This window comes from Klebsiella sp. M5al, assembly GCF_002090195.1.
GTDB lineage: Bacteria > Pseudomonadota > Gammaproteobacteria > Enterobacterales > Enterobacteriaceae > Klebsiella > Klebsiella grimontii.
In genome coordinates this window covers 4,878,225-4,900,161 of sequence record NZ_CP020657.1, presented here as the reverse complement: position 1 = coordinate 4,900,161, position 21,937 = coordinate 4,878,225, and the positions used below count along the sequence as shown (strand labels likewise).

Sequence of the window (21,937 nt, the reverse complement as noted above, 5' to 3'; positions counted from 1 at the left end):
TCGGGAGGCGGGTATGCGTGATTCAGCACAATTGAAAAATAGCAAACGACTCATTCAACTGGCCCTGATAAGCGGGATGCTGATTGCCTCCCCGGCGTCGGCTTTTGAGACCAACTACGATCGGGGACGGGTGGATTTTGCCGGACGGGTTACCGATATCTCATGCAGCGTGGCCCTTAACGGCGGCAACAACGCCGGGAGCGGCAGCGTCTGGCTGGCGCCGGTCAGCCTGGCGGAAGTCCACGAACGGGGCGCCGGGGCATTTATGAAACCGCAGCCCTTCACGCTGGAGATCTCGAACTGCCAGCTGCGACACGGCGGCGGCGCGGCGGATAAAAACGCGATCCACCTGGTTAACGTGCGCTGGGTTGACGGATTTACGGTCAATGCGGTCAGCAATGAAAATGCTGGTTATCTGAGGAATACGCGGGCGGACGGCGCCAGCCATATTTTCCTCGCGCTGTCGACTAATGACAATAATACGCTGGATAAAAGCAATAAAATTGTTCCCGCCGACCCCTTACAAAACCGGGTGCCGCTGGTAGAAAAAGCGGTGGATGGCGGCGTATTTACCTATTACATTGGCTACGTTACGCCAGCGCCGGAAAAAGCAACCAGCGGTCCGTTGACCAGCTGGGCGACCTGGGAACTTGTTTATAATTGAAGGGTTGATGGTCTTGCGCAAATGTTACAATAAATGCCGGAATCATCCGGCATTTATTTAAACGGTGAGACCTTCTTTAACCAGTTGTTCAATGCTGACTTCTTTCCAGTAGTGTCCCTGAATAGCAAACCACTCCATCCCCTGTAACCACGCCTTATGCGCTTCGCTTTCTACGCCTTCAATAATTACGTTATGGTGGTTGCGGGCAAGAAAGGTGACCAGCGCATCCATTAACGGTCGGCCGGAATCTTTTTGCATTAAAAGCCAGAAGAAGTCTTTATCGATTTTGACATAATCGAAATGATAGTCGCGAATGGCGCTAATACCGGCGTTGCCAGAACCGAAATCATCAAGCCAGAGCGTGGTGCTTTGCGGATTGCTCCAGGCGGCGAGTGCATTATTTAATAATTTATTGGAGTTCTCGGTAACTTCAAAATGGACGCAGCCGATATGGTTGACGAGCGCTTTAATCTCCGGGCGTAGCAATACGTTAAGTATATGGTCATCAACGTTGATAGTCGCCGAGATGCGATTTTGCTTAAACCACTGTTTATGTTTTTCAATGAGTGCCAGCTGTTCCATAAAAATGCTTTCACGTAATCCGGTATTGGCGTAGCGAAAGAAGTTTTCCGGCGATATGGACATGCGGTCAAAACGGCTCAGGCACTCCACGGCGACGAGCGTACCTTCTGGGGAAAACATTTTTTGAAAGACATAACGAACGGATATATCGCTACGTGATAAATTATGGTCGGAAAACAGAGTGGCGTTCATTATCTCTCGTCAAAAATATGGTCAGAGGTAAAGAGAGGGGGATATTATAGGTGACCTTTCTGCCGATGGGAATGATTATTAATGGCTTGTTGCCAATAAATTATCGGCTTTGATTGGTCACCCACATATTTTTAGTTTTAACACTGATACATATTGACTATGCTTTTGTTCATTATCCGCGAACTATTCATTCCTAGTTTTTTCATAATATGTACCTTATGGCTGTGGACCGTTTTATGATCGATGTCGAGAAGCACTGCAATCCTTTTATTGTTGTTGCAGGCAATTATTAACTCCAGCACCTGAAGCTCCCTGGCGGTTAGCTTTCTGCGGGTGCACAGACCCTGGCAGCCCTCGGCGGTTAAGGGCCTGCTGAGGATGGCTGAATACGCTGACAAAGAGGATTTTTCTGTGAGAATCAATAGGTTTTCCAGATCAAGCAGTTCCCGGAACAGGCTGGAAAGCTCGCTTTTGACTATCAGAACCAGCATGGCGCAATGCGCGAGGCGATTGCGCAAAGTGTTCAGTAAGGCAACCGTTGTGGCCGCTGAGATATCTTTATGGATGATATTGATAATAACGGTCGCTGTCGGGGGAGCGCAGACTCCTTTCACTATATCCTGAAAGTTCAGGGTCGTGATGTCCGTGGCGTGATCGATCAAGTAATCATGAACTGATTGTCCGATGATATTATCATCAGTGTAAAGCAATATACTGTCCAATGGTTCAGACTCTCTTTTTTCTCTTGGCTTCCATAATCAAGTCGAGCAGCACTTTCTCTATTCTCTTCTTGTTATCAAGATGACGAAATTTAAACTGGCAGGAAATTTGGTAGTAGCTATCCGACTCCTCGTTATCATCTAACGTCACCATGACAACGTTTTTTATAACTAAATCTACGGTCACTTCGCCATATTCAGCGAGGGCCAGAATGGCGTTCTTAAGGATGGCGTTATGGCTGAGGAATTTCAGATTGGGGCTCTTGGTCATCAGAGCACAACCGCCATCCGAAATGTCTTTGATTTCGAATAGATAGTTTTCTCCATTTTTATGTCGACCGTGACAGAAGAATTCGTGCTCGTGGCGCAAACGGAATCGGGGATCGCGCCGACGTTGTACCACCTGGATACATTCCGGCAAGGTAAAAGCGACCTTGCGGCATTTTCCTTCGCCGCCGGCGTAGCTTTTCTTTAGCGTGGAGCAAAACTCGATTTTTCCTGAATCGCTATGCAGAATAAATTTAACTTTATGCCCGGTGGGGATTTTGCTGGTAGTTAAGATATGAAACTCGGCAAAATCCACCCGCGCTAGCTGGGTAATAGTGCTTTTGTTATTAACAAAAACTTCTATCTCCGCCTGCTTTCGGAGCTCTTCCCTGAAAATAGCAATGATTTCATACTTACTGGTCTTTATCGTTCCCTCTGTCATGTGCAATCCTTGTAAATTGTTATTGTGTGTGGTTGATTTTTTATATAGCAATGCAAACATTCTGATTGTGTTAACCAGATGTTTTTATGAGCGTTTGATGTTGTTAGCTATCTTTGCAGCTAAATTGATTTGTATAATCTTTGAATGAGATATTGTTTTTCCTGTAATCAAGACTCCGAAAATTTTGGCGAGACAAAAACGACAGAAGCCTCCAATTAGGAGGCCAGTCGGAAAAGTATAAAGCTATGCTTTGCATAGGGTTATCCGCAAGAGAATAAAGCAGATAACGCCTAATTTGTAGGATGTATAGTGCCAGCGGCGTTAAGGTAATTCCAGGCAAATATTGAGATGAAGGCTTCTGCGAATATCCATCCGCAGAAGCCTGAAATCAGGCGTGGGGCTGGAGATTATCGAGGGTGGCCAGCGCTTCAGGCGGAAGCGTTAATTGCGCGGCGGCGAGATTTTCATGCAGATGCGCTAGCGAAGAGGTGCCCGGAATGAGCAGGATATTCGGCGAGCGCTGAAGCAACCATGCCAGCGCCACCTGCATCGGGGTCGCGTCCAGCGAAGCGGCGACATCGTTAAGCTCCCGGGCCTGTAGCGGCGTAAAGCCGCCGAGCGGGAAAAAGGGCACCCAGGCGATATGCTGCGCCGCCAGCTCGTCGATAAGCGGGTCATCCTGACGGTTCGCCACGTTGTATTGGTTCTGAACGCAGACGATGGGCGTCATTTTTTGCGCATCGCTCACCTGTCTGGCGGTAACGTTGCTCAGCCCGATATGGCGAATCAACCCGCGCTCTTTAAGCTCCAGCAGGGTGGATAAAGGCTCCTCCAGCGACCCTTCTGCCGGGCCGTGAGTGCCGAGCATACTGCGTAGATTCACCACCTCGAGCACGTCAAGGCCCAGATTGCGCAGATTATCTTCCACCGCCTGAGTGAGCTCCGCGGGAGACATCGCGGGGAGCCAGTTGCCTTTTTCATCGCGGCGAGCGCTGACTTTGGTCACGATGCACAGATTGTCGGCATAGGGATGCAGCGCCTGGCGAATGAGCTGATTCGTGACGTGCGGGCCATAAAAATCGGAGGTATCGATATGATTGACGCCCGACTCGACCGCTTCCTGCAGGACGCGGATAGCGGTTTGCGGATCTTTTGGCGGGCCGAAGACGCCGGGCCCCGCAAGCTGCATCGCCCCGTATCCCAGACGATAAACCTGACGATCGCCTAACGTTGCGGTACCGGATAATTTTACGCTGGACATATAAACCCCTGCTCTAATGGTATGCAAGGGATCAGTGTATGTCCGTCAGGGAGATTGGGGGGATGAGAATGTTGGCAGAACGTGCGGCGAGCAAGACACTCGCCGCAGAGAAAGGATCAGCTAAAAAACATCACCGATACGCAGAGCAAACCGACAACCAGGGTAATGAAGTTACCCACCGAGCGGTAGGGCTTCAGCGTCGGAATAAGGTACGTGGAGAGGGTCGGCATGATGAACAGGATCATCGCAATAAGCGGGCCGCTAATGGCGTAAATCATTGAAATGGCATTGGGATTGATAAAGCACACCGCGAAGGTCAGCGTCGATACCAGCAGGATCGACATCGCCCGGTTGAACGCGCGGCTTTTACGAATACCCGCCTGGGCGAGCGAAGTTTTGACGATTTCGCTGGCCCCTTCAATCACGCCAAAATAGGTACCGAGGAACGATTTCGACATCGCCACCACCGCTACAATAATTCCGGTGACCGCCAGCCACGCCGGCGACCCCGGCATCATCGACAGGGCGGAAAGAATGGTGACCCCCTGATTGCGCGCGGTTTCGATATAGCCCGCCGGTATCGACAGCAGGCAGCTGAAGACGAAAAACAGCACGCTGGCGCAGATGAGGGTGTAGGCCACCTTCATGATTTTTTTGCATTTACCCATGGCCTGCTCGCCGTATTTTTCCTGCTGATCGATAGCAAAAGTCGAGATGATCGGCGTATGGCTAAAGGCGAAAACCATCACGGGAATGGAGATCCAGATTTGGTGGAACGTGTGCGGGGTCAGCTGCATCTGGCTGGTCAGGTAAGCCGGCTGCCAGCTACCCATTAAATAGATGGAGAGGAACAGGAAACAGGCGATCAGCGGGAAGACTAAAAAGCCCATCACCTTGATGGTGACGCGGCGGCCCATTAAAAAGATCAGATTCAGCACCAGCACGACGGCCAGGCTGAGCAGCGCCCGTACCTGCGAGGTGATGGGGACATGCCGGGATAGCTGCTCCGCGAGCGAGTTAGTAATGGCGACCGCGTAGATCAGCACGACCACGAAAAAGGCGAGGAAATAGAGACCGGTAATCAGGCTGCCGATCTTTTTACCGTAGTAGTGGTTAACGGCGCCGGTAATCCCCTCGCCCGGGGCGATGTTGGCGGAGAGAATAAACTGGCTCAGTGCTTTATGCGGCCAGTAGGTCAACGGCCAGGCGACCAGCGCGGTGATGAAAAGAACAATGGCGCCCGCGGATCCCAGTTGGATCGGCAAGAATAACGTGCCAGCGCCTACAGCAGTGCCATATAAGGCGAAACTCCAGAGAGTTTCTTCTTTAGACCAAATTTTAGACATTATGCGACTTTATCAACCAGAAAACGAACAAAAAGGAGTGCAATTTATCACATTTATGAATGGGCTGCGGCGATAGTTTCTGGCTAATAAGTGAAGCGGCGGGGCGCCCGTCAATCAATCGGGCGATCCGTGCAGGATGAGCGGCGGGCGGCGATTCGCTGCTGGCGAACCTTCATCACGCGCTCGCGCAGCGTATCCCACGCCCAGTTGAAGGCCATGGTGTAGGGCAGGAAGAACAGCATAAAGCCGATTTCCAGCATAAACGCCTGCATCAGCGAGACGCCCAGCACCAGCGCGACCATGGTGACGCCAATAAGAATAAAGCCTGACTCAAAGCCGATCGCGTGCAGCGCGCGGACCCGCAGGTTGCGGACGACACGGGAAACCGGCCACAGGCGGTCAAACAGGGCGTTATAGATAATGTTCCAGACCATCGCCAGCGTCGCGAGCAGGATACTGAGCCCGCCCATTTCGACCACCGAACGCTGCATTAGCCATGCGGCGGTCGGGGCGAGGATCAGCGTCGCCAGACCTTCAAAGCTGATAGCGTGAATGACCCGTTCCGTCAGCGTTTTGCGCTGGGCGTTGACTTGTTGCATGGCTTGTTGCCTCCGGACTTTATAAGAAATTACCCGGCATTTTATGGATAAATATGATAAACAAAAGATAGTATCCATCGATAAAGTAGATAGTTCATGCGCTATTCTCCCGAAGCTTTAACCGCTTTTGTCGAATCCGTGGCCTGCGGTTCGTTCTCTGGCGCGGCGCGGCGGCTGCGTAAAAGCCAGTCCACCATCAGCACCGCAATCGCCAACCTGGAAGCCGATCTTGGCGTGACGCTGTTCGATCGCACCTCCAGGCAACCGACGCTGACGCCGCAGGGCGAACAGGTGTTGAGCTATGTGAAGGCGATTCTGGCGGCCAGCGACAGGCTGGATGAACTGGCCATTTCGCTGTCTGGCAACACCGAAGCGCGCCTGACCTTTGTGCTCTCCGATACGCTGCATCCCGATGTGCTAGAAGATCTGCTGGCGCAGTTCGATCGCCGTTTTCCGCATACCGAATTTGAGTGCCTGATTGGCGAAGATGACGACGTTATCGACCTGCTGCAAAAGGAGCGGGCGCAGGTAGGGCTGATTGAGGCCAGGGAGAGCTACCCGACAGAAATAGGCAGCATCCGCCTGCCGATGCAAACCGAAATGGCTATTTTCGTGGCGCCCCGGCACCCGCTGGCGGCTCAGGGTAGAGTCACCCGTGACGAGCTGTTCAGCTGGCGCGAACTGCGCCTGAGCACCTATCTGGACAATTCGGCTGAACCGGCGCGCGGCCTGGTCTGGTCAGCGCCAAACTATCTGCTGCTGTTCAGCATGGCGGCTCAGGGGCTGGGATGGTGTATTTTGCCCAGCGCGCTGGTGGAGGAGTTTGCCGGCAGCGGAAGCCTGGTGGCGCTGGATATTGCCGGCTGGCCGCGGACGATCTCTACCGATTTGCTGTGGAATAAAAAAGCGCCGCCGGGCGAAGCCGGAAGCTGGCTGCGTCAGCATCTGCAGGGGCATGGGCGCAAATAGGGGCCATTTTTGCCATCGCCGACGATCTTTGTGATTTCCCTCACTTTTTTTAAACAATTGCGAAATTTTTTGATAACAATTCACTACTATGATGCTGTTTCTTTGCGCAGAGGCGGAGCAGAGGTAGAGGATGAAAGATGTCGTAATCGTCGGCGCGTTGCGAACGCCAATCGGCTGTTTTCAGGGCACGCTATCGCGTCATTCTGCGGTGGAGCTGGGCAGCGTGGTGGTAAAGGCGTTAGTGGAGCGCAGCGGCGTCGATCCGCAGAGTATTGATGAGGTGATCCTCGGCCAGGTTCTGACGGCAGGAACCGGACAGAATCCGGCGCGTCAGTCGGCGATACGCGGCGGGCTGCCTAATACCGTTTCTGCCATTACCATCAACGACGTCTGCGGTTCCGGGCTGAAAGCGCTGCACCTGGCGACTCAGGCGATTCAGTGCGGCGAAGCGGACGTGGTGATCGCCGGAGGGCAGGAGAATATGAGCCGCGCCCCGCATGTGCTGACCGATAGCCGGACCGGCGCGCAGCTGGGCAATAGCCAGCTTATCGACAGCCTGGTCCACGATGGCCTGTGGGATGCGTTTAATGACTACCATATGGGCGTGACGGCGGAGAACCTGGCGCGCGAGTACGGTATTAGCCGTGAATTGCAGGACGCGTGGGCGCTTAGCTCGCAGCACAAAGCGCGGCGGGCGATTGACTCCGGCCGTTTTCGCGATGAAATCGTTCCGGTGACCAGCGAACTCAACGGTATTCCGCGGCTGGTGGATACCGATGAGCAGCCGCGCGTCGACCCCAGCGCTGAAGCGCTGGCCAGCCTGCTGCCGACTTTTGACCAGCAGGGCTCGGTCACCGCGGGCAATGCCTCAAGCATTAACGATGGCGCGGCGGCGGTGATGATGATGAGCGAGACCAAAGCCGAGGCGCTGGGGCTGCCGATTCTGGCGCGGATCCGCGCCTTTGCCAGCGTGGGCGTCGATCCGGCGCTGATGGGCATCGCCCCGGTCCATGCTACCCGCCGCTGCCTTGAGCGCGCGGGCTGGAAGCTGGATGAAGTCGATCTTATCGAAGCCAACGAAGCCTTTGCCGCCCAGGCCATTTCGGTGGGTAGGGTGCTGGAATGGGACGAGCGGCGGGTGAACGTCAACGGCGGCGCCATTGCGCTGGGCCACCCGATCGGCGCTTCCGGCTGCCGGATCCTGGTTTCCCTGGTGCATGAGATGATCAAACGCGACGCCCGCAAAGGGCTGGCCACGCTGTGTATCGGCGGCGGCCAGGGCGTGGCGCTGGCGGTTGAACGTTAATAAGCCCTTTCTGATATCAGTTTAGTGAGCCTCCGCGCGGAGGCTTTTTTGTTTTTGTCGCCTGGCCTTTTTCCCTCACAAAATCCCTCCCTGGCGCGCTATTTTGTTGAGCGTTGTCACGTCTTTCTGTGCCACCTTTTTTGAAACAAATAATTACGATCGCGATCACTAAAACATTATTGCCTAAAAAATAAAATACGGTTTTATAAAAACGAAACGATATTTTAATTATGAGGGGTAATTTATGTTCGCAAGATCTCTGGCCCTTGCTGCACTCTGCGGCATGTCTTTCGCGGCTTCAGCTGTCACGGTAGATTTACGTCACGAATTCATCGATGGGGGGAAGTCGGACAAGAGCAACGCCGACCGCGTTTCCGTCTCCCATCGTTTTGATAACGGCTTTGGCTTCTCCGTTGAAGCGAAGTGGAAATCGGGTGGCGATAACGCCAGTCAGCCTTATTCGGATGTTGTCGGTAATGGTCATGAAGAGACCATTAGCTGGCGCTGGAAGGCGGATAAGAACTTCGCGGTAACGCCGGGATTTGTTATTGAAAGTAACGATAGCCGTTCAATCTATAAGCCTAATCTGCATGTGCAGTACAGTTTCGATAATGGTTTCTACGTTGCCGCCCGCTATCGTTATGAATACACGCGCTATCCGGCGAGTGCAGGAAAAGATGACGATAAGGTTAACCGTGGTGATGCCTGGGCCGGTTTTGTTTTAGGCGACTGGCGTACCGAGCTGAACTATGTTTATGCGCGTAGTTCGGAAGGGGTTAATCGTAACGACAATAAACCGTACTCGCAGGAGTACAACCTTAAGGTTGCCTATAAGCTGGATAAAAACTGGGCGCCGTACGGCGAGCTCGGCAACGTTGGCGTCAACGATCGCAGCGACCGCCAGACCCGTTTCCGCGTAGGTGTCGCCTACTCGTTCTAACTTAAAAAATATCCTCATCGTTTTCCCCCGGAGCGGTCAGCCGGGGTTTTCTGTTGGTATGAATCCCTCTTCCCGGAGGCGGCGCAATGCGCCTCTCCGGGCTACCCCCTATGCACGTCATGTAGCCCGGATAAGCGCAGCGCAATCCGGGGAAAACGGCGGGCACAAAAAAGCCCTCCAAAAGGAGGGCAAGGCCAGTTACAGAAACACTAACTCAAACAGTGGCTAACGCTATGCCTTCAGCATCTCAGGCTGTGACGGCAGCTTCGCGATATACACGGCAGGTTTACCGTCTTTATCGGAACTGAACAAAATGGCGCTATCGTCCGGCGTAAAGGACGGGTGCGGGTGGGTCACCTGGCGACTATTGGCTACCGTTGCCCAGGAGGTATCGTGACGCGCGACGCGGAAATAGGCCTGCTTCGCGACATCGAAAGCGTACAGATACGGGTCGTTATCAATGGTGTAGCCGCTGGTGTCTTTGACGTCCACCGGGGTACCGGAGCCATCGCCAACCAGCATCGTGCCGTCAAAGTTACTCATCAGATGCGAACAGGCCGGCATCTGCATCACCGCTTCATTGACGCCGGTATCGGGGTTGAAGCTATAGATAGTTCGCCCCTGCTGGCCCTTCAGATAAGAGACGTACACCAGCGCGGAGCCGTTCGGGACCCAGAATTCGTGGGTGCAGCTTTCGCCCTCAGCATGCGCTTTGACTTTACGCACGTTGCTGCCGTCTTCATTCACCATCCACATCCGCGCATCGACCAGGTCGTGCGGGCCTTCATGGCAGAAGGCGACGGTATTGTCATCGAACGGACGATAGATCGGGTGGCCCAGCCATTTTTTCTCTTCGTGGATCACGCGGCTTTCGCCGGTTTGCAGATCGACGCGCAGCAGGCGGCAGCGGGGGCCTTTGTGGAAGAAATCGTGGAAAATCTGCCAGTCGTTAAGCGGCGTCCAGTCGCTTTTGGCAATCTCGATGCCGACCAGCTTGGTGCAATCGCTGTTGGCCACCCAGGTGCCGTAGCCAACCCAGTCATCGGCGACGCGATACACTTCGCGCTCTTGCAGCGTCGTGAGGTTAACTTCCAGCAGCGTCCGGTCGTTCTTCACGTAATAAAGGGATTTATCATCCGGGGAAAGGAAACCGCCAAACGTGTTATCACCGGCGCCTTCCGTTAGCTGCACCGCCTCGGCTTTTGCGAGGTCCAACAGATAATAGTTCCAGTTGCCGTCGAACTCGCCGGCGAACAGCAAATGGCTGCCATCGTTAAAAAAACACTTCTGATAGAAATAGTTACGATGACAGGTCACTTCCGGTGGGGTTAAACGGGTGATCTCCGCGCCGGTGTCCGGATCGCGGCTGACTTCATAATTCAGTTTAACCCGCATGCCTTTAGCCATGATGTACTCCTTTGCCTTCCTGAGATGCCGCTCGCCTGCGTTGACCGGCCAGTGGAAGTAGAATTAAAAGATGGGTGTTAATTTATCAAAACATCGTTTCATTATTTGTGATGGCGGACGCAATTCGCAACAACTTCTTGCTGCAGATCGCGTTTTTTGCGCGACGTGCGGCACGCATCCCGGCGGTCTTTGATTTCTTGTCGATTTTCTTCAATCTATGGTCTTTTTTTAAAGTTAACTATAACTGACTGTATTTTAATGAATTAAATCAATATTTCCGGATTAATCCTCCGGCGCTTCGTGATCTGTTTTGCATTTTTAACATTTATCAGTCTTAAAATTGAAACGATGTTTTAATAATAATTGAAAATGACTTTAGCCGGGGCTAAGATGTGCTCATAGTAAAACGGAACTCTGTTTTATTTTTAGAAGGGTCAATCCCTGAGAGTTCTTCAAACCATAAGGGTCTGCACAAGCAGCAGGCTGGACTATCAGAACCTTGCCTGTACCTACACAGGCTCTGAAAGATTAAGGAACCAAGTATGATTCTCGACGCATTCTCCCTGCAGGGCAAAGTGGCCGTGGTCAGCGGCTGTGATACGGGTCTGGGCCAGGGTATGGCGGTGGGCCTGGCGGAAGCCGGCTGCGATATCGTGGGTATCAATATTGTTGAACCGACGGAAACCATTGAGCGCGTCACGGCGCTGGGCCGCCGTTTTCTCAGCCTGACCGCCGATCTGCGCCAGATTGACGGCATTCCACAGCTGCTGGAGCGTGCGGTAGCGGAGTTCGGGCATATCGATATCCTGGTTAACAACGCCGGTCTGATCCGTCGCGAAGACGCGATTGAATTCAGCGAGAAAAACTGGGACGACGTGATGAACCTGAATATTAAGAGCGTGTTCTTTATGTCTCAGGCGGCGGCGAAGCACTTTATCGCTCAGGGTACCGGCGGCAAGATTATCAATATCGCCTCGATGCTCTCTTTCCAGGGCGGGATCCGCGTACCGTCCTACACGGCGTCTAAAAGCGCGGTGATGGGCGTGACCCGCCTGCTGGCGAACGAGTGGGCGAAGCACGGCATCAACGTCAACGCGCTGGCGCCGGGCTATATGGCGACCAACAATACCCAGCAGCTGCGCGCCGACGAACAGCGCAGCAGCGAGATCCTCGACCGTATCCCGGCGGGACGCTGGGGTCTGCCGAGCGACCTGATGGGGCCGGTAGTCTTCCTGGCCTCCAGCGCTTCTGACTACATCAATGGCTACACCGTGGCGGTGGATGGCGGCTGGCTGGCGCGCTAACGTTTGCCGCGTTATCAGCGCAAAATGGAACCCTGCTGCGGCAGGGTTTTTTTATGGCTCAATATCAATTGTCCATATGATGAAATTGAAATAGTCCATATGGTTTACTTGTTTCCTGGCAGAGTATCTATGTTTAGCAAGGGCCGATGAAGTTGAAATGCTTATTTTCTGTTCTTTGGAAAGTTGAATGTCCATCACAAAACCATTGCCTGTAGCAACTTAATCCATATCTTTGGCTTGTCACGCCTGACACCTTGCGCCGCCGATCCCGTAGTTTCATCGTATCTCTTACTTCGTCTGGCGGGAAAAAAATGACCTCAATCAGTCACGACTCTACAACCATGCCGCGTACGCAGCGCGATACCCGGCGCATGAATCAGTTTGTCTCGGTTGCCGCCGCGGTGGCAGGATTGCTGTTTGGCCTTGATATCGGCGTAATTGCCGGGGCGCTGCCCTTTATTACCGATCATTTCGTTTTATCCAGCCGCCTGCAGGAGTGGGTGGTGAGCAGCATGATGCTGGGAGCCGCTATCGGCGCGTTATTTAACGGCTGGCTCTCTTTTCGCCTCGGGCGCAAATACAGCCTGATGGTGGGTGCAGTGCTGTTCGTGGCCGGTTCCGTGGGCTCCGCTTTTGCCGGCAGCGTCGAAATGCTGCTGGCGGCGAGGATCGTTCTCGGGGTCGCGGTGGGGATCGCCTCTTATACCGCGCCGCTGTATCTGTCGGAAATGGCGAGCGAAAACGTACGCGGCAAGATGATCAGCATGTATCAGCTGATGGTGACGTTGGGGATCGTGATGGCGTTTCTCTCCGATACCGCGTTCAGCTACAGTGGCAACTGGCGAGCGATGCTTGGCGTACTGGCGCTGCCGGCGCTGGTGCTGATTATTCTGGTGATCTTCCTGCCGAACAGCCCGCGCTGGCTGGCGGAAAAAGGGCGTCACGTGGAAGCGGAAGAGGTGCTGCGGATGCTGCGCGACACGTCCGAAAAAGCCCGCGACGAGCTGAATGAGATCCGTGAAAGCCTCAAGCTGAAGCAGGGCGGCTGGGCGCTGTTTAAGGTCAACCGCAACGTGCGGCGGGCGGTATTCCTTGGCATGCTGCTGCAGGCGATGCAGCAATTTACCGGGATGAATATCATCATGTACTACGCGCCGCGCATCTTCAAAATGGCCGGCTTCACCACTACCGAGCAGCAGATGGTGGCGACCCTGGTGGTCGGGTTAACCTTTATGTTCGCCACCTTTATCGCCGTCTTTACCGTCGATAAGGCCGGGCGTAAACCGGCGCTGAAAATCGGCTTTAGCGTGATGGCCATCGGCACGCTGGTGCTGGGCTACTGCCTGATGCAGTTTGATAACGGCACCGCCTCCAGCGGTCTCTCCTGGCTGTCGGTGGGGATGACCATGATGTGTATCGCCGGCTATGCGATGAGCGCCGCGCCGGTGGTGTGGATCCTGTGTTCGGAAATTCAGCCGCTGAAGTGCCGCGATTTCGGTATCACCTGCTCAACCACCACCAACTGGGTGTCGAACATGATTATCGGCGCGACCTTCCTGACGCTGCTGGACGCTATCGGCGCGGCGGGAACCTTCTGGCTATATACCGCGCTGAACGTCGCCTTTATCGGCGTGACTTTCTGGCTGATCCCGGAAACCAAAAACGTCACCCTTGAGCATATTGAACGCAAGCTGATGTCCGGCGAGAAGCTGCGCAATATCGGCAATTAACTATAAGGACTCGCGCGGCAGCCACGGGCTGGCAACCCGTACCGTCTCCCGGTGGCTGTCGCCGTTAATAATGTGCAGGGCGCTCAGGCGCCCAATATCATAGTGCGGGAGCTGCACCGTTGAGAGCGGCGGAAAAAACAGATCGCCGATCCCCACCATATTGTCGTAACCCACCACCGCCACATCCTGCGGAATGCGCAGCCCCTGCGCCAGTAGCGTCTGATAGACCATAAACGCGATGCGGTCGTTGCCGCAAATCACCGAGTCGAATGGCAGCGTGGGTTGCTGAATATGCGCCAGCACGACAGCGGGAATATCGCGATAGTGCTCATCGCCATAGGCCATATAGCTGTGGTCGAGCGTATCCGGGTCAATCCCCGCTTCCCGGCAGGCGCGTTCCAGTCCCTGCCGGCGGCGGACGGTCGCCAGATGATTCGCCGGCAGATGCAGGCACAGCGGACGGCGGTAGCCCGCGGCCAGCAGGGCCTGCACCGCCGTATACTGACCCTGTTCGTCGTCCGGGATATAGCTGGCCACCGGATCGTGCAGGCTTTCGCAGTTGGCCAGCACGCAGGGGAGGGTTAACAGCTTGGCCGGAAGCGGCACCTGGCGCAGGCCCATCGTGGTATAAATAATCCCGTCCGGACGGTGGGAGAGCAGCAGGTCGACAATGGTTTCCGGGCTATCGTCAGAGAACATGTTGACCACGAAGCTGTTCCAGCCGTGCGCCCGCGCGGTCTCTTCGATGGAGAGCGTAATCTCCACCGAGAACGGCGTGGTGACGGTATCCAGCGCCAGCACCCCGATGGTGTTTGGCGTCGCGTGGGCGCCGCGAATTTTCTTCGCCGACAGGTCGGGGACGTAGTTAGTCTCTTCGATAGCCGCCTGGACCCGAGCCAGGGTTTCCGGCTTGAGTCTTTCCGGGCTGTTTAGCGCCCGGGAGACCGTCATCAGCGACACATTCGCCAGCTTTGCCACATCTTTCAGAGATGCCATATTAAGTGCTCCACCCCTGCCGTCGGCAACGGGTTTTACTAAGTTACTGATGTAAAAGGATCATACGATATTCTATCGTACACCCGGTGCCGATGCAGACGAGGAATATTTGATCGCGATCGCACTCTCGTTATGTTAACGTTAACTTTTGTGATTAACATCATGAATCTCAGCAAAACGACATGAGATTCGTTTTTTGTTAACGTTACCATATCAGCATTACTCCTACATGAGAATGTCATGATGAAAGCGCACCCCTCACAAAGCTATCCGTTACTCAGCGCGTTACTGTTTTTCTTTTTCGTGACCTGGTCCTCTTCAGGTTCTCTGCTCTCGATCTGGCTGCACCAGGAAGTGGGCCTTAAACCGGGGGATACCGGGATTATCTTCTCGGTGCTTTCCGTCTCGGCGCTTTTCGCGCAGGTGTGTTATGGCTTTATACAGGACAAACTCGGCCTGCGTAAAAATCTGCTCTGGTACATTACCGTTCTGCTGATCCTCTCCGGCCCGGCCTATATGCTGTTTGGCTATCTGCTCAAAATTAACGTCTTGCTCGGCAGCATCTTCGGCGGGATTTATATCGGACTGACCTTCAACGGCGGTATCGGCGTACTGGAGTCCTACACCGAGCGCGTCGCGCGCCAGAGCCAGTTTGAATTCGGCAAAGCGCGGATGTGGGGCTCGCTGGGCTGGGCGGTGGCGACATTCTTCGCCGGTTTGCTGTTCAATATTAACCCGCATTTAAACTTCGCGGTGGCCAGCTGCTCCGGACTGGTCTTTTTTATACTACTGGCGCGACTGCGGGTCTCTTCCGCGCCGCACGCCATGCAGGAGGCGGTATCGGGCGGTAAAGTGACGCTGGAGGATGCTCTGCGTCTGCTGACCCTGCCGCGCTTTTGGGCGCTGGTGTTCTTCGTCATCGGCACCTGTATCTACGGCGTTTACGATCAGCAGTTCCCGGTCTACTTCTCTTCCCAGTTCCCGACCTTACAGGAAGGCAACGAGATGTACGGCTACCTGAACTCGTTCCAGGTGTTCCTGGAAGCCGCCGGTATGTTCTGCGCGCCGTGGCTGGTTAACCGTATTGGCGCGAAAAACGGTCTGATCTTCGCCGGGATGGTGATGGCGATGCGGATGGTGGCGTCCGGGCTGGTGGAAGGGCCGCTGCTTATCTCCATTACTAAACTGCTGCACGCGGTCGAGCTGCCGGTGCTGCTGGTCTCCATCTTTAAATACAACAGCCTGAACTTCGACAAACGTCTCTCCTCAACGCTGTATCTGGTGGGCTTTGCCTGCACCAGCTCGGTTATCGCGACGGTGCTGTCGCCGCTGGCTGGCTATAGCTATGAGAAATACGGCTTCGCCCAGTCCTATCTGATTATGGGACTGCTGGTGTTCTGCACCACCTTTATCTCCATCTTCTTGTTGCGTTCCAGTAAGTCCTCTTCGGACCCGCTGATGCCGCAAACTTCCGCTATCTGAATCAAAAGAGTAATCAATATGACGTATTCCATTCCCCGGGCCGAGCAAGAACTGCAGGCCAAACATGAAGAGCTGAACCTGCGCTGGTATCCGCGCTATCACCTGGCCGCCCGCGCGGGTTGGATCAACGATCCCAATGGCCTGGTCTGGTTCGACGGCTGGTATCACGCTTTTTACCAGCACCATCCGTACTCCACCCAATGGGGACCGATGCACTGGGGTCACGCGCGCAGTAAGGATCTGGTGCACTGGGAGCATCTGCCGGTAGCGCTGGCCCCGGAAGGCCCGGAGGATAAAGACGGCTGCTTCTCCGGCTCCGCGGTGGTGGATGGCGATACGCTGGCGCTGATTTATACCGGGCATAAATTCCATGGCGATCCCAGCGATGAAGCCAACCTGTATCAGGTGCAGTGTCTGGCGACCAGTCGCGACGGGATTCACTTCGAGCGCCAGGGGATCGTGGTCGACACCCCGCCGGGCATGCACCATTTCCGCGACCCGAAAGTGTGGCGAGAAGGGGACAGCTGGTACATGATCGTCGGCGCTCGCGATGGCGATACCGGCCAGGTGCGGCTGTATCGCTCAGCCGATCTGCGCCAGTGGCAGGACGCGGGCGTGCTTGATGAAGCGGAAAAAGAGATGGGCTATATGTGGGAATGCCCGGATTTCTTCGCCCTCAACGGCAAACATATCCTGATGTTCTCCCCTCAGGGGCTGGCGGCGAAAGGCTATCGCAACCGCAACCTGTTCCAGAGCGGCTATCTGCTCGGTGAGTGGCAGCCGGGGCAGGCGTTTGTACGCGAGGGGGAGTTTGTCGAAATGGATCACGGGCACGATTTCTACGCTCCGCAGAGCTTCCTCACGCCCGATGGTCGCCGCATTGTCATCGGCTGGCTGGATATGTGGGAATCGCCGCTGCCGGAGCAGCAGGACGGCTGGGCGGGCATGCTTTCGCTGCCGCGGGAGCTGAGCCTGAGCGCCGATAACCGTCTGCAGATGCGTCCGGCGAAAGAGGTTGAGAGTATGCGCGGCGCCAGCTTCCCGTGGCCGGTCACGACGCTGAAGAACCAGCAGACCACGACGGTGGAAAACTGCGAGGCGATGGAGGTGATCCTGCACTGGGACTGCGCCAGCAGCAGCGCTGAACAGTATGGCCTGAGCTTAGGCGATGGTCTGCGCGTTTACGTGGATGCGCAGATGCAGCGCCTGGTGCTTGAGCGACACTATCCGCAGTATGGCCTCTGCGGCACCCGCAGCGTCCCGTTGACCGAAGGCGCCGATCTGAAGCTGAGGATATTCTTCGATAGCTCTTCGGTAGAGGTGTTTGTGAATGATGGCGAGGCCTGTCTCAGCAGTCGTATATATCCTGACGCCGCTCGCCGTGAATTAGCGTTATTTTCCTGGAGCGGCTCTGCATATTTAAAAGAAGCAGGAGCCTGGCAGCTGGAATAAGTTTTACTGAATAGTTGTTAATAACCCGTCTTCGACGGTGGACGGGTTATTATTGTCGAGCTTTACCCATAAATAAAAAATACTATTTAACTAAATAATAAAGGGTTTTCCGATGAATAAAATCTGGGTCGGTTGTGTTCTGACGTCTTTATTTACCCCTCTGGCTAATGCTCAGGCGCCGTTATCCCTTGAGGAGCGGCTGGCACAAATGGAACAACGCCTGAAGGCGACCGAACAGCGGGCGGCCAGCGCGGAGGCGGAGATTCGCGCGTTGAAAAACCAGGAGGCGCCGGGGACGGTGGCGAGCGTCGCGCCGGCTAAGCCCGCTTTGCAGCTTAATGATTATGGTGAGTTAAAATTCTATGGCGACGTTGAGTTTAATATGGACGGCGCCAGCCGTACCGGTAGCCTGACGTCGGTAAAAACCAGCGCCAATAAAAACTGGGCGCCGGGGGATAAAGAGCGCTGGGATATTAACGGACGTATTCTTCTCGGCTTTGATGGATTACGCAAAGGGGCTAACGGTAAATATGCCGGATTCAGCGTGCAGCCGCTGGCGGATATGAATGGCAAAATGAATCTTGATGACGCGGCCTTTTTCTTTGGTCAGCAGGATGACTGGAAAATTAAAATCGGTCGCTTCGAAGCCTACGATATGTTCCCGCTTAATCAGGATACGTTTATTGAATATTCCGGTAATACGGCGAACGACCTGTATAGTGACGGCTACGGCTATATTTATATGATGAAAGAGGGGCGCGGACGCAGCAGCAGCGGCGGCAACTTCCTGCTCAGTAAAAATCTTGATAACTGGTACTTTGAGGTCAATACGCTGGTGGAGGACGGCAGTTCGCTGTTCGTGGATCAGCGCTATCACGGCAACGCGCTGGATAACAGCAAAAACGTGGTTTATGTGCGCCCGGTCGCTGCCTGGCAATCCGGTCCCTGGTCGGTGGCCGCGGCGATGGAGAGCAACCTCGTCAATAACGCTTATGGCTATGAGACTCAGAACGGTCGCTGGGTCGATCAGTCCAGCCGTACCGGCTACGGTATGACAATGAGCTGGAATACGCTGAAAACTGATGCCGAGGACGGGGCGGTGGTGAACGTAAGCACCGCGTATCTGGATGCGGCGGACGAAAAGGATTTCAGCGCCGGTATCAATGCGTTATGGCATCGCGTGGAGCTGGGCTATATCTACGCGCATAACAAAATCGACCAGTTTAATATGTCCGGCGTCAACGCGGAGTGCGATGGCGACTGCGCCATTCTGGCGCCGGGGCGCTACGACATTCACACCCTTCATACCTCATGGCATCTGCCGAATATTATGGATATGCCGAACTTTAATATCTATCTCGGGGCCTATGCGTCATGGCTCGATTCATCGGCGGCGAAAAGCGGCAATACCGATGAACGCTACGGCGCGCGGGTGCGGTTTAAATATTTCTTCTGACGATTTTTCCCGGGTCGCGGCGTAAACGCCTTACCCGGGCTACGGGATCGCAGGCTGTGGTGAACTCGTAGCCCGGGCAGGCGCTTTGCGCCGCCCCCGGGGAAGCCGGGGGATAAGTCCCGGAGGCGATGCCGCGCATCTGTCCGGGCTACGGGATCGCAGACTGCGGTGAACTCGTAGCCCGGGCAGGCGTTTACGCCGCGACCCGGGGAAGCCGGGGGGGAATTCCCGGAGGCGATGCCGCGTATTTGTCAGGGGCTAGGGGATCGCACACGGCGGTAGCCCGGCTAAGCACCGCGCGAGCCGGGACGTTGCCGAATCACTACACCTCCGCCAGATACAGCGCGGGCATGCCATCTTTATCGGAGGTAAACAGCACCCAGCGGTTGTCCGGTGAAAATGACGGATGCGGATGCGTCGCCTGGCGCTCGCCCTCAATCACTTTCCAGGTGGAGTCGTGGCGGCACACCGCGGTCTGCTTATCGGCGGCAATATCAAACATCCAGATAAACGGATCGTTAAGCTGGATATCGCCGGTGCTGTGCGGCGCGCCGTCACCGACCACCAGCGAGCCATCGTGATTGCTCATCAAATGTGAACAGGGAGGAATGGCCATCAGCTGGCGGTTCTCCAGGGTTGCCGGGTCGGCGCGATACAGATAGCGATGCGGATCGTTTTCCTGATGCGCGACATAGTAAAGCGCGGAGCCATCCGGTACCCAGAATTCGTGCGTAAAGCTCTCACCCGGCTGGTGCTGGCGCACCTTGCGCATGTTGCTGCCGTCAGCGTTGATAAGCCACATTCTGGCATCGATAGCATCGCGCGGACCTTCATGGCAGAAGGCGATGGTGCTGTCGTCAAACGGGCGGTAAATCGGGTGGCCGAGCCAGCGTTTTTCCTGCAATACCACGCGCTGTTCGCCGCTGCGCAGATCGATATTAATCAACCGGCACTCCGGCTCGGTGAAGTAGAATGCGCGGAACTTGCCCCAGTCGGTCAACGGCTGCCAGTCGCTTTTTTTGATTTCGATTCCGACCATCTGACTGCAATCGCTATTGGCGACCCAGGTTCCGTAGGCTACCCATTGGTCATCCACCTGATATACGACCTGTTCCTCCAGCGAGGCCAGATCCACGCGGCGCAGCTGCTGGTTGTTTTTCACATACCACAGCGACCGGTCGTCGGCGGAAAGGAAACCGCCAAAGGTGTTATCGCCCGGCCCGTCGGTGAGCTGGGTCGCCTGCTGGCCGGCGATATCGAGTAAATAGTAGTTCCAGTGGCCTTCAAACGCGCCGCCGAAAATCAGCTTGCCGCCATCCTGGGTAAAGCATTTTTGATAGAAATAGTTGCGATGGCAGATAACATGCGGTGGCGTCATCCGGATCACCTGGTGACCGGTTTCGCTGTCCTGCGTGTGCAGAAAGCTCAGCGGGATGATTTTGCCTTTCATGATTCACTTCACTCCTTGCTAAAAAAATACCCCGCAGCCGGAGCTGCGGGGTAGATACGGATAGCGGTCAATTAGCGCATCGCGCGGCGCAGGATGCGGTCAGACTGACGCTGGAAGTCAATTGCCGTCTCTTCCACGGTTTTCTGCCCGTAGTCGATGTACTGCAGAGAGGTGCCGAACTGGGCGACGATCTGCGGGTCGTCAAAGTACGGCGACACCGAGAGTTTGGCTGGCAGGGACTGCGCCAGACGCAGGCCAGATACCGCCGGATCGTCCTCTTTGATCGCGCCGTTTTCGGTCAGGTACTGCACCGCGACTTTGCTCAACGGCACGCCGCGCTCCAGGCCCAGCGTCTCAACCCCTTCTTTGCTGTTCAGCAGGAAGTTGATCACCTTCGCCGCCGCTTCCGGGTTTTTAGTCGATTTACCAATCGAGAGCATTTGCGCAGGTTTAAAGAACAGACCCGCGTCGGTGGCGCCCGGCAGCATCGGATAGCTGCCCAGTTCCAGCTTCGCCGGCGGCTTCAGGTTGTCGGAGTATTTGTTAATAGTGGAGTTCCACATATAGGTCCCCGCCCACTCACCCTGAATCCACGGCTTCATTTCATACATGTTGCTCTTACCGAACGAGGCATAGTACTTGGTGTCCGGCATGACGTGGCTGTCGATAAGCTTTTTATACATCTGGAAAAATTCGACCCACTGCTCTTTGCTGTAGGAGAATTTTTTGGTTTTTTCATCGATAGCCGGCTGGTTGTACTTCTGAATCATATATGAATTCAGCAGCGCCAGGGTATCCTGGTGCTCCAGCACGACCGGGTAATACTGTTTACCCAGCTTGCTCTCGAAGGTTTTACCCGCCGCCATCAGCTCGTCCCAGGTTTTCGGGTACTCGACGCCCGCTTTTTTCCAGGTCTCGTCGTTGAAGTAGAACACGCGCGCGGTGACGGAGATCGGAATACCGTTAAGCTTGCCGTCCACCGTAGTGGATTGCAGCTCTTTGGCGTCAAACTGGCTCAGGTCGATCACGTCCTTCATCTTATTCAGATCGTAGAAGCCTTCGCCGTTTTTCGAGAAGATCGGCAGCCAGTTCCAGTTGGTTTGCATCACGTCCGGCTCGGTGCCGCCGGCGATTTGCGTGGTCAGACGCGAAAGGTGACCGTCCCAGCCGGTATATTCCGCCTTCACGTTGATATCCGGATTGAGTTTATGGAACTCTTCCAGCGCCTTCAGGGTCACCTGGTGGCGGCCGTTGCCGCCCCACCATGACATACGCAGGTCGACATCCTTCGCCATGGAAGGTAACGCGGTAAGGGCCAAAGTTGCGGAGATTGCGGCGCTTAAAAGCACTTTTTTCATTTTAATACTCCAGGG

At 54.9% G+C, this 21,937-nt stretch carries 19 protein-coding genes; 9 read left to right on the top strand and 10 right to left on the bottom strand.

Annotated features, from left to right (window positions below):
• Positions 1-13: 13 nt before the first annotated feature.
• Positions 14-664, top strand: coding sequence for a fimbrial protein (locus BWI76_RS23485; protein WP_004135017.1), 651 nt, complete (start codon positions 14-16; stop codon positions 662-664).
• Positions 665-721: 57 nt separating this feature from the next.
• Here the strand turns inward: BWI76_RS23485 and BWI76_RS23480 are convergent, their stop codons facing one another.
• The 6 genes from BWI76_RS23480 to BWI76_RS23455 all read right to left on the bottom strand — a co-directional run bounded on the left by BWI76_RS23480 (position 722) and on the right by BWI76_RS23455 (position 6,072).
• Positions 722-1,438 (bottom strand): EAL domain-containing protein, encoded by a 717-nt coding sequence (locus BWI76_RS23480; RefSeq protein WP_004135019.1) that lies wholly within the window; start codon positions 1,436-1,438, stop codon positions 722-724.
• Positions 1,439-1,575: 137 nt separating this feature from the next.
• Entirely contained in the window at positions 1,576-2,160 is a 585-nt protein-coding gene (locus BWI76_RS23475) for a helix-turn-helix transcriptional regulator (protein WP_024358568.1), read from the bottom strand.
• A gap of 4 nt (positions 2,161-2,164) precedes the next feature.
• Entirely contained in the window at positions 2,165-2,866 is a 702-nt protein-coding gene (locus BWI76_RS23470) for a flagellar brake protein (protein WP_004135026.1), read from the bottom strand.
• 388 nt (positions 2,867-3,254) lie between these two features.
• Complete coding sequence (locus tag BWI76_RS23465) at positions 3,255-4,127, bottom strand: aldo/keto reductase family oxidoreductase (protein WP_024358566.1); 873 nt, start codon at positions 4,125-4,127, stop codon at positions 3,255-3,257.
• Positions 4,128-4,243: 116 nt separating this feature from the next.
• Complete coding sequence (locus tag BWI76_RS23460; RefSeq protein ID WP_004135030.1) at positions 4,244-5,473, bottom strand: amino acid permease; 1,230 nt, start codon at positions 5,471-5,473, stop codon at positions 4,244-4,246.
• A 110-nt stretch (positions 5,474-5,583) separates the two neighbouring features.
• The gene (locus BWI76_RS23455; protein WP_049085593.1) at positions 5,584-6,072 is read right to left on the bottom strand and encodes a multidrug/biocide efflux PACE transporter; all 489 of its coding nucleotides are present in this window, start codon (positions 6,070-6,072) and stop codon (positions 5,584-5,586) included.
• A 96-nt stretch (positions 6,073-6,168) separates the two neighbouring features.
• Between BWI76_RS23455 and BWI76_RS23450 the strand changes: the two genes are divergently transcribed.
• From BWI76_RS23450 to BWI76_RS23440, 3 genes are all read left to right on the top strand, one after another.
• Positions 6,169-7,041, top strand: a complete 873-nt coding sequence (locus BWI76_RS23450) for a LysR family transcriptional regulator (protein WP_004135031.1) — start codon at positions 6,169-6,171, stop codon at positions 7,039-7,041.
• 130 nt (positions 7,042-7,171) lie between these two features.
• Complete coding sequence (locus tag BWI76_RS23445; protein WP_004124670.1) at positions 7,172-8,347, top strand: acetyl-CoA C-acetyltransferase; 1,176 nt, start codon at positions 7,172-7,174, stop codon at positions 8,345-8,347.
• A 244-nt stretch (positions 8,348-8,591) separates the two neighbouring features.
• Complete coding sequence (locus tag BWI76_RS23440; RefSeq protein WP_024358563.1) at positions 8,592-9,287, top strand: porin; 696 nt, start codon at positions 8,592-8,594, stop codon at positions 9,285-9,287.
• Between the two features lie 231 nt (positions 9,288-9,518).
• Here BWI76_RS23440 and BWI76_RS23435 read toward each other — a convergent pair whose 3' ends face one another.
• Complete coding sequence (locus BWI76_RS23435) at positions 9,519-10,694, bottom strand: oligogalacturonate lyase family protein (protein ID WP_024358562.1); 1,176 nt, start codon at positions 10,692-10,694, stop codon at positions 9,519-9,521.
• A 542-nt stretch (positions 10,695-11,236) separates the two neighbouring features.
• Here BWI76_RS23435 and kduD point away from each other — a divergent pair.
• Both kduD and BWI76_RS23425 read left to right on the top strand, forming a co-directional pair.
• Positions 11,237-11,998 (top strand): 2-dehydro-3-deoxy-D-gluconate 5-dehydrogenase KduD, encoded by a 762-nt coding sequence (gene kduD, locus BWI76_RS23430; RefSeq protein WP_004124661.1) that lies wholly within the window; start codon positions 11,237-11,239, stop codon positions 11,996-11,998.
• A 311-nt stretch (positions 11,999-12,309) separates the two neighbouring features.
• Positions 12,310-13,728 (top strand): sugar porter family MFS transporter, encoded by a 1,419-nt coding sequence (locus BWI76_RS23425; RefSeq protein WP_004132105.1) that lies wholly within the window; start codon positions 12,310-12,312, stop codon positions 13,726-13,728.
• Here BWI76_RS23425 and BWI76_RS23420 read toward each other — a convergent pair whose 3' ends face one another.
• A complete protein-coding gene (locus BWI76_RS23420) occupies positions 13,729-14,724 on the bottom strand; it encodes a LacI family DNA-binding transcriptional regulator (RefSeq protein WP_004132104.1) in 996 nt (331 codons plus the stop codon). It abuts the gene before it with no gap.
• 240 nt (positions 14,725-14,964) lie between these two features.
• Between BWI76_RS23420 and BWI76_RS23415 the strand changes: the two genes are divergently transcribed.
• The 3 genes from BWI76_RS23415 to BWI76_RS23405 all read left to right on the top strand — a co-directional run bounded on the left by BWI76_RS23415 (position 14,965) and on the right by BWI76_RS23405 (position 19,114).
• Positions 14,965-16,206: an MFS transporter gene (locus BWI76_RS23415; RefSeq protein WP_004124655.1), complete on the top strand. Its 1,242-nt coding sequence runs from the start codon at positions 14,965-14,967 to the stop codon at positions 16,204-16,206.
• A gap of 18 nt (positions 16,207-16,224) precedes the next feature.
• Complete coding sequence (locus BWI76_RS23410; protein WP_024358561.1) at positions 16,225-17,658, top strand: glycoside hydrolase family 32 protein; 1,434 nt, start codon at positions 16,225-16,227, stop codon at positions 17,656-17,658.
• Positions 17,659-17,770: 112 nt separating this feature from the next.
• Positions 17,771-19,114, top strand: a complete 1,344-nt coding sequence (locus tag BWI76_RS23405; protein WP_064371638.1) for a carbohydrate porin — start codon at positions 17,771-17,773, stop codon at positions 19,112-19,114.
• A 322-nt stretch (positions 19,115-19,436) separates the two neighbouring features.
• Here BWI76_RS23405 and BWI76_RS23400 read toward each other — a convergent pair whose 3' ends face one another.
• A complete protein-coding gene (locus BWI76_RS23400) occupies positions 19,437-20,564 on the bottom strand; it encodes an oligogalacturonate lyase family protein (RefSeq protein ID WP_004132949.1) in 1,128 nt (375 codons plus the stop codon).
• Between the two features lie 71 nt (positions 20,565-20,635).
• A complete protein-coding gene (locus BWI76_RS23395) occupies positions 20,636-21,922 on the bottom strand; it encodes an ABC transporter substrate-binding protein (RefSeq protein ID WP_004124644.1) in 1,287 nt (428 codons plus the stop codon).
• Between the last annotated feature and the right edge of the window lie 15 nt (positions 21,923-21,937).

What these genes read in the sequence shown, in the direction of transcription:
- BWI76_RS23485 (WP_004135017.1), top strand. Translation starts at nt 14, where the DNA reads ATGCGTGATTCAGCACAATTGAAAAATAGCAAACGACTCATTCAACTG.
- BWI76_RS23480 (WP_004135019.1), bottom strand. Translation starts at nt 1,438, where the DNA reads ATGAACGCCACTCTGTTTTCCGACCATAATTTATCACGTAGCGATATA.
- BWI76_RS23470 (WP_004135026.1), bottom strand. Translation starts at nt 2,866, where the DNA reads ATGACAGAGGGAACGATAAAGACCAGTAAGTATGAAATCATTGCTATT.
- BWI76_RS23465 (WP_024358566.1), bottom strand. Translation starts at nt 4,127, where the DNA reads ATGTCCAGCGTAAAATTATCCGGTACCGCAACGTTAGGCGATCGTCAG.
- BWI76_RS23460 (WP_004135030.1), bottom strand. Translation starts at nt 5,473, where the DNA reads ATGTCTAAAATTTGGTCTAAAGAAGAAACTCTCTGGAGTTTCGCCTTA.
- BWI76_RS23455 (WP_049085593.1), bottom strand. Translation starts at nt 6,072, where the DNA reads ATGCAACAAGTCAACGCCCAGCGCAAAACGCTGACGGAACGGGTCATT.
- BWI76_RS23450 (WP_004135031.1), top strand. Translation starts at nt 6,169, where the DNA reads ATGCGCTATTCTCCCGAAGCTTTAACCGCTTTTGTCGAATCCGTGGCC.
- BWI76_RS23445 (WP_004124670.1), top strand. Translation starts at nt 7,172, where the DNA reads ATGAAAGATGTCGTAATCGTCGGCGCGTTGCGAACGCCAATCGGCTGT.
- BWI76_RS23440 (WP_024358563.1), top strand. Translation starts at nt 8,592, where the DNA reads ATGTTCGCAAGATCTCTGGCCCTTGCTGCACTCTGCGGCATGTCTTTC.
- BWI76_RS23435 (WP_024358562.1), bottom strand. Translation starts at nt 10,694, where the DNA reads ATGGCTAAAGGCATGCGGGTTAAACTGAATTATGAAGTCAGCCGCGAT.
- kduD (WP_004124661.1), top strand. Translation starts at nt 11,237, where the DNA reads ATGATTCTCGACGCATTCTCCCTGCAGGGCAAAGTGGCCGTGGTCAGC.
- BWI76_RS23425 (WP_004132105.1), top strand. Translation starts at nt 12,310, where the DNA reads ATGACCTCAATCAGTCACGACTCTACAACCATGCCGCGTACGCAGCGC.
- BWI76_RS23420 (WP_004132104.1), bottom strand. Translation starts at nt 14,724, where the DNA reads ATGGCATCTCTGAAAGATGTGGCAAAGCTGGCGAATGTGTCGCTGATG.
- BWI76_RS23415 (WP_004124655.1), top strand. Translation starts at nt 14,965, where the DNA reads ATGATGAAAGCGCACCCCTCACAAAGCTATCCGTTACTCAGCGCGTTA.
- BWI76_RS23410 (WP_024358561.1), top strand. Translation starts at nt 16,225, where the DNA reads ATGACGTATTCCATTCCCCGGGCCGAGCAAGAACTGCAGGCCAAACAT.
- BWI76_RS23405 (WP_064371638.1), top strand. Translation starts at nt 17,771, where the DNA reads ATGAATAAAATCTGGGTCGGTTGTGTTCTGACGTCTTTATTTACCCCT.
- BWI76_RS23400 (WP_004132949.1), bottom strand. Translation starts at nt 20,564, where the DNA reads ATGAAAGGCAAAATCATCCCGCTGAGCTTTCTGCACACGCAGGACAGC.
- BWI76_RS23395 (WP_004124644.1), bottom strand. Translation starts at nt 21,922, where the DNA reads ATGAAAAAAGTGCTTTTAAGCGCCGCAATCTCCGCAACTTTGGCCCTT.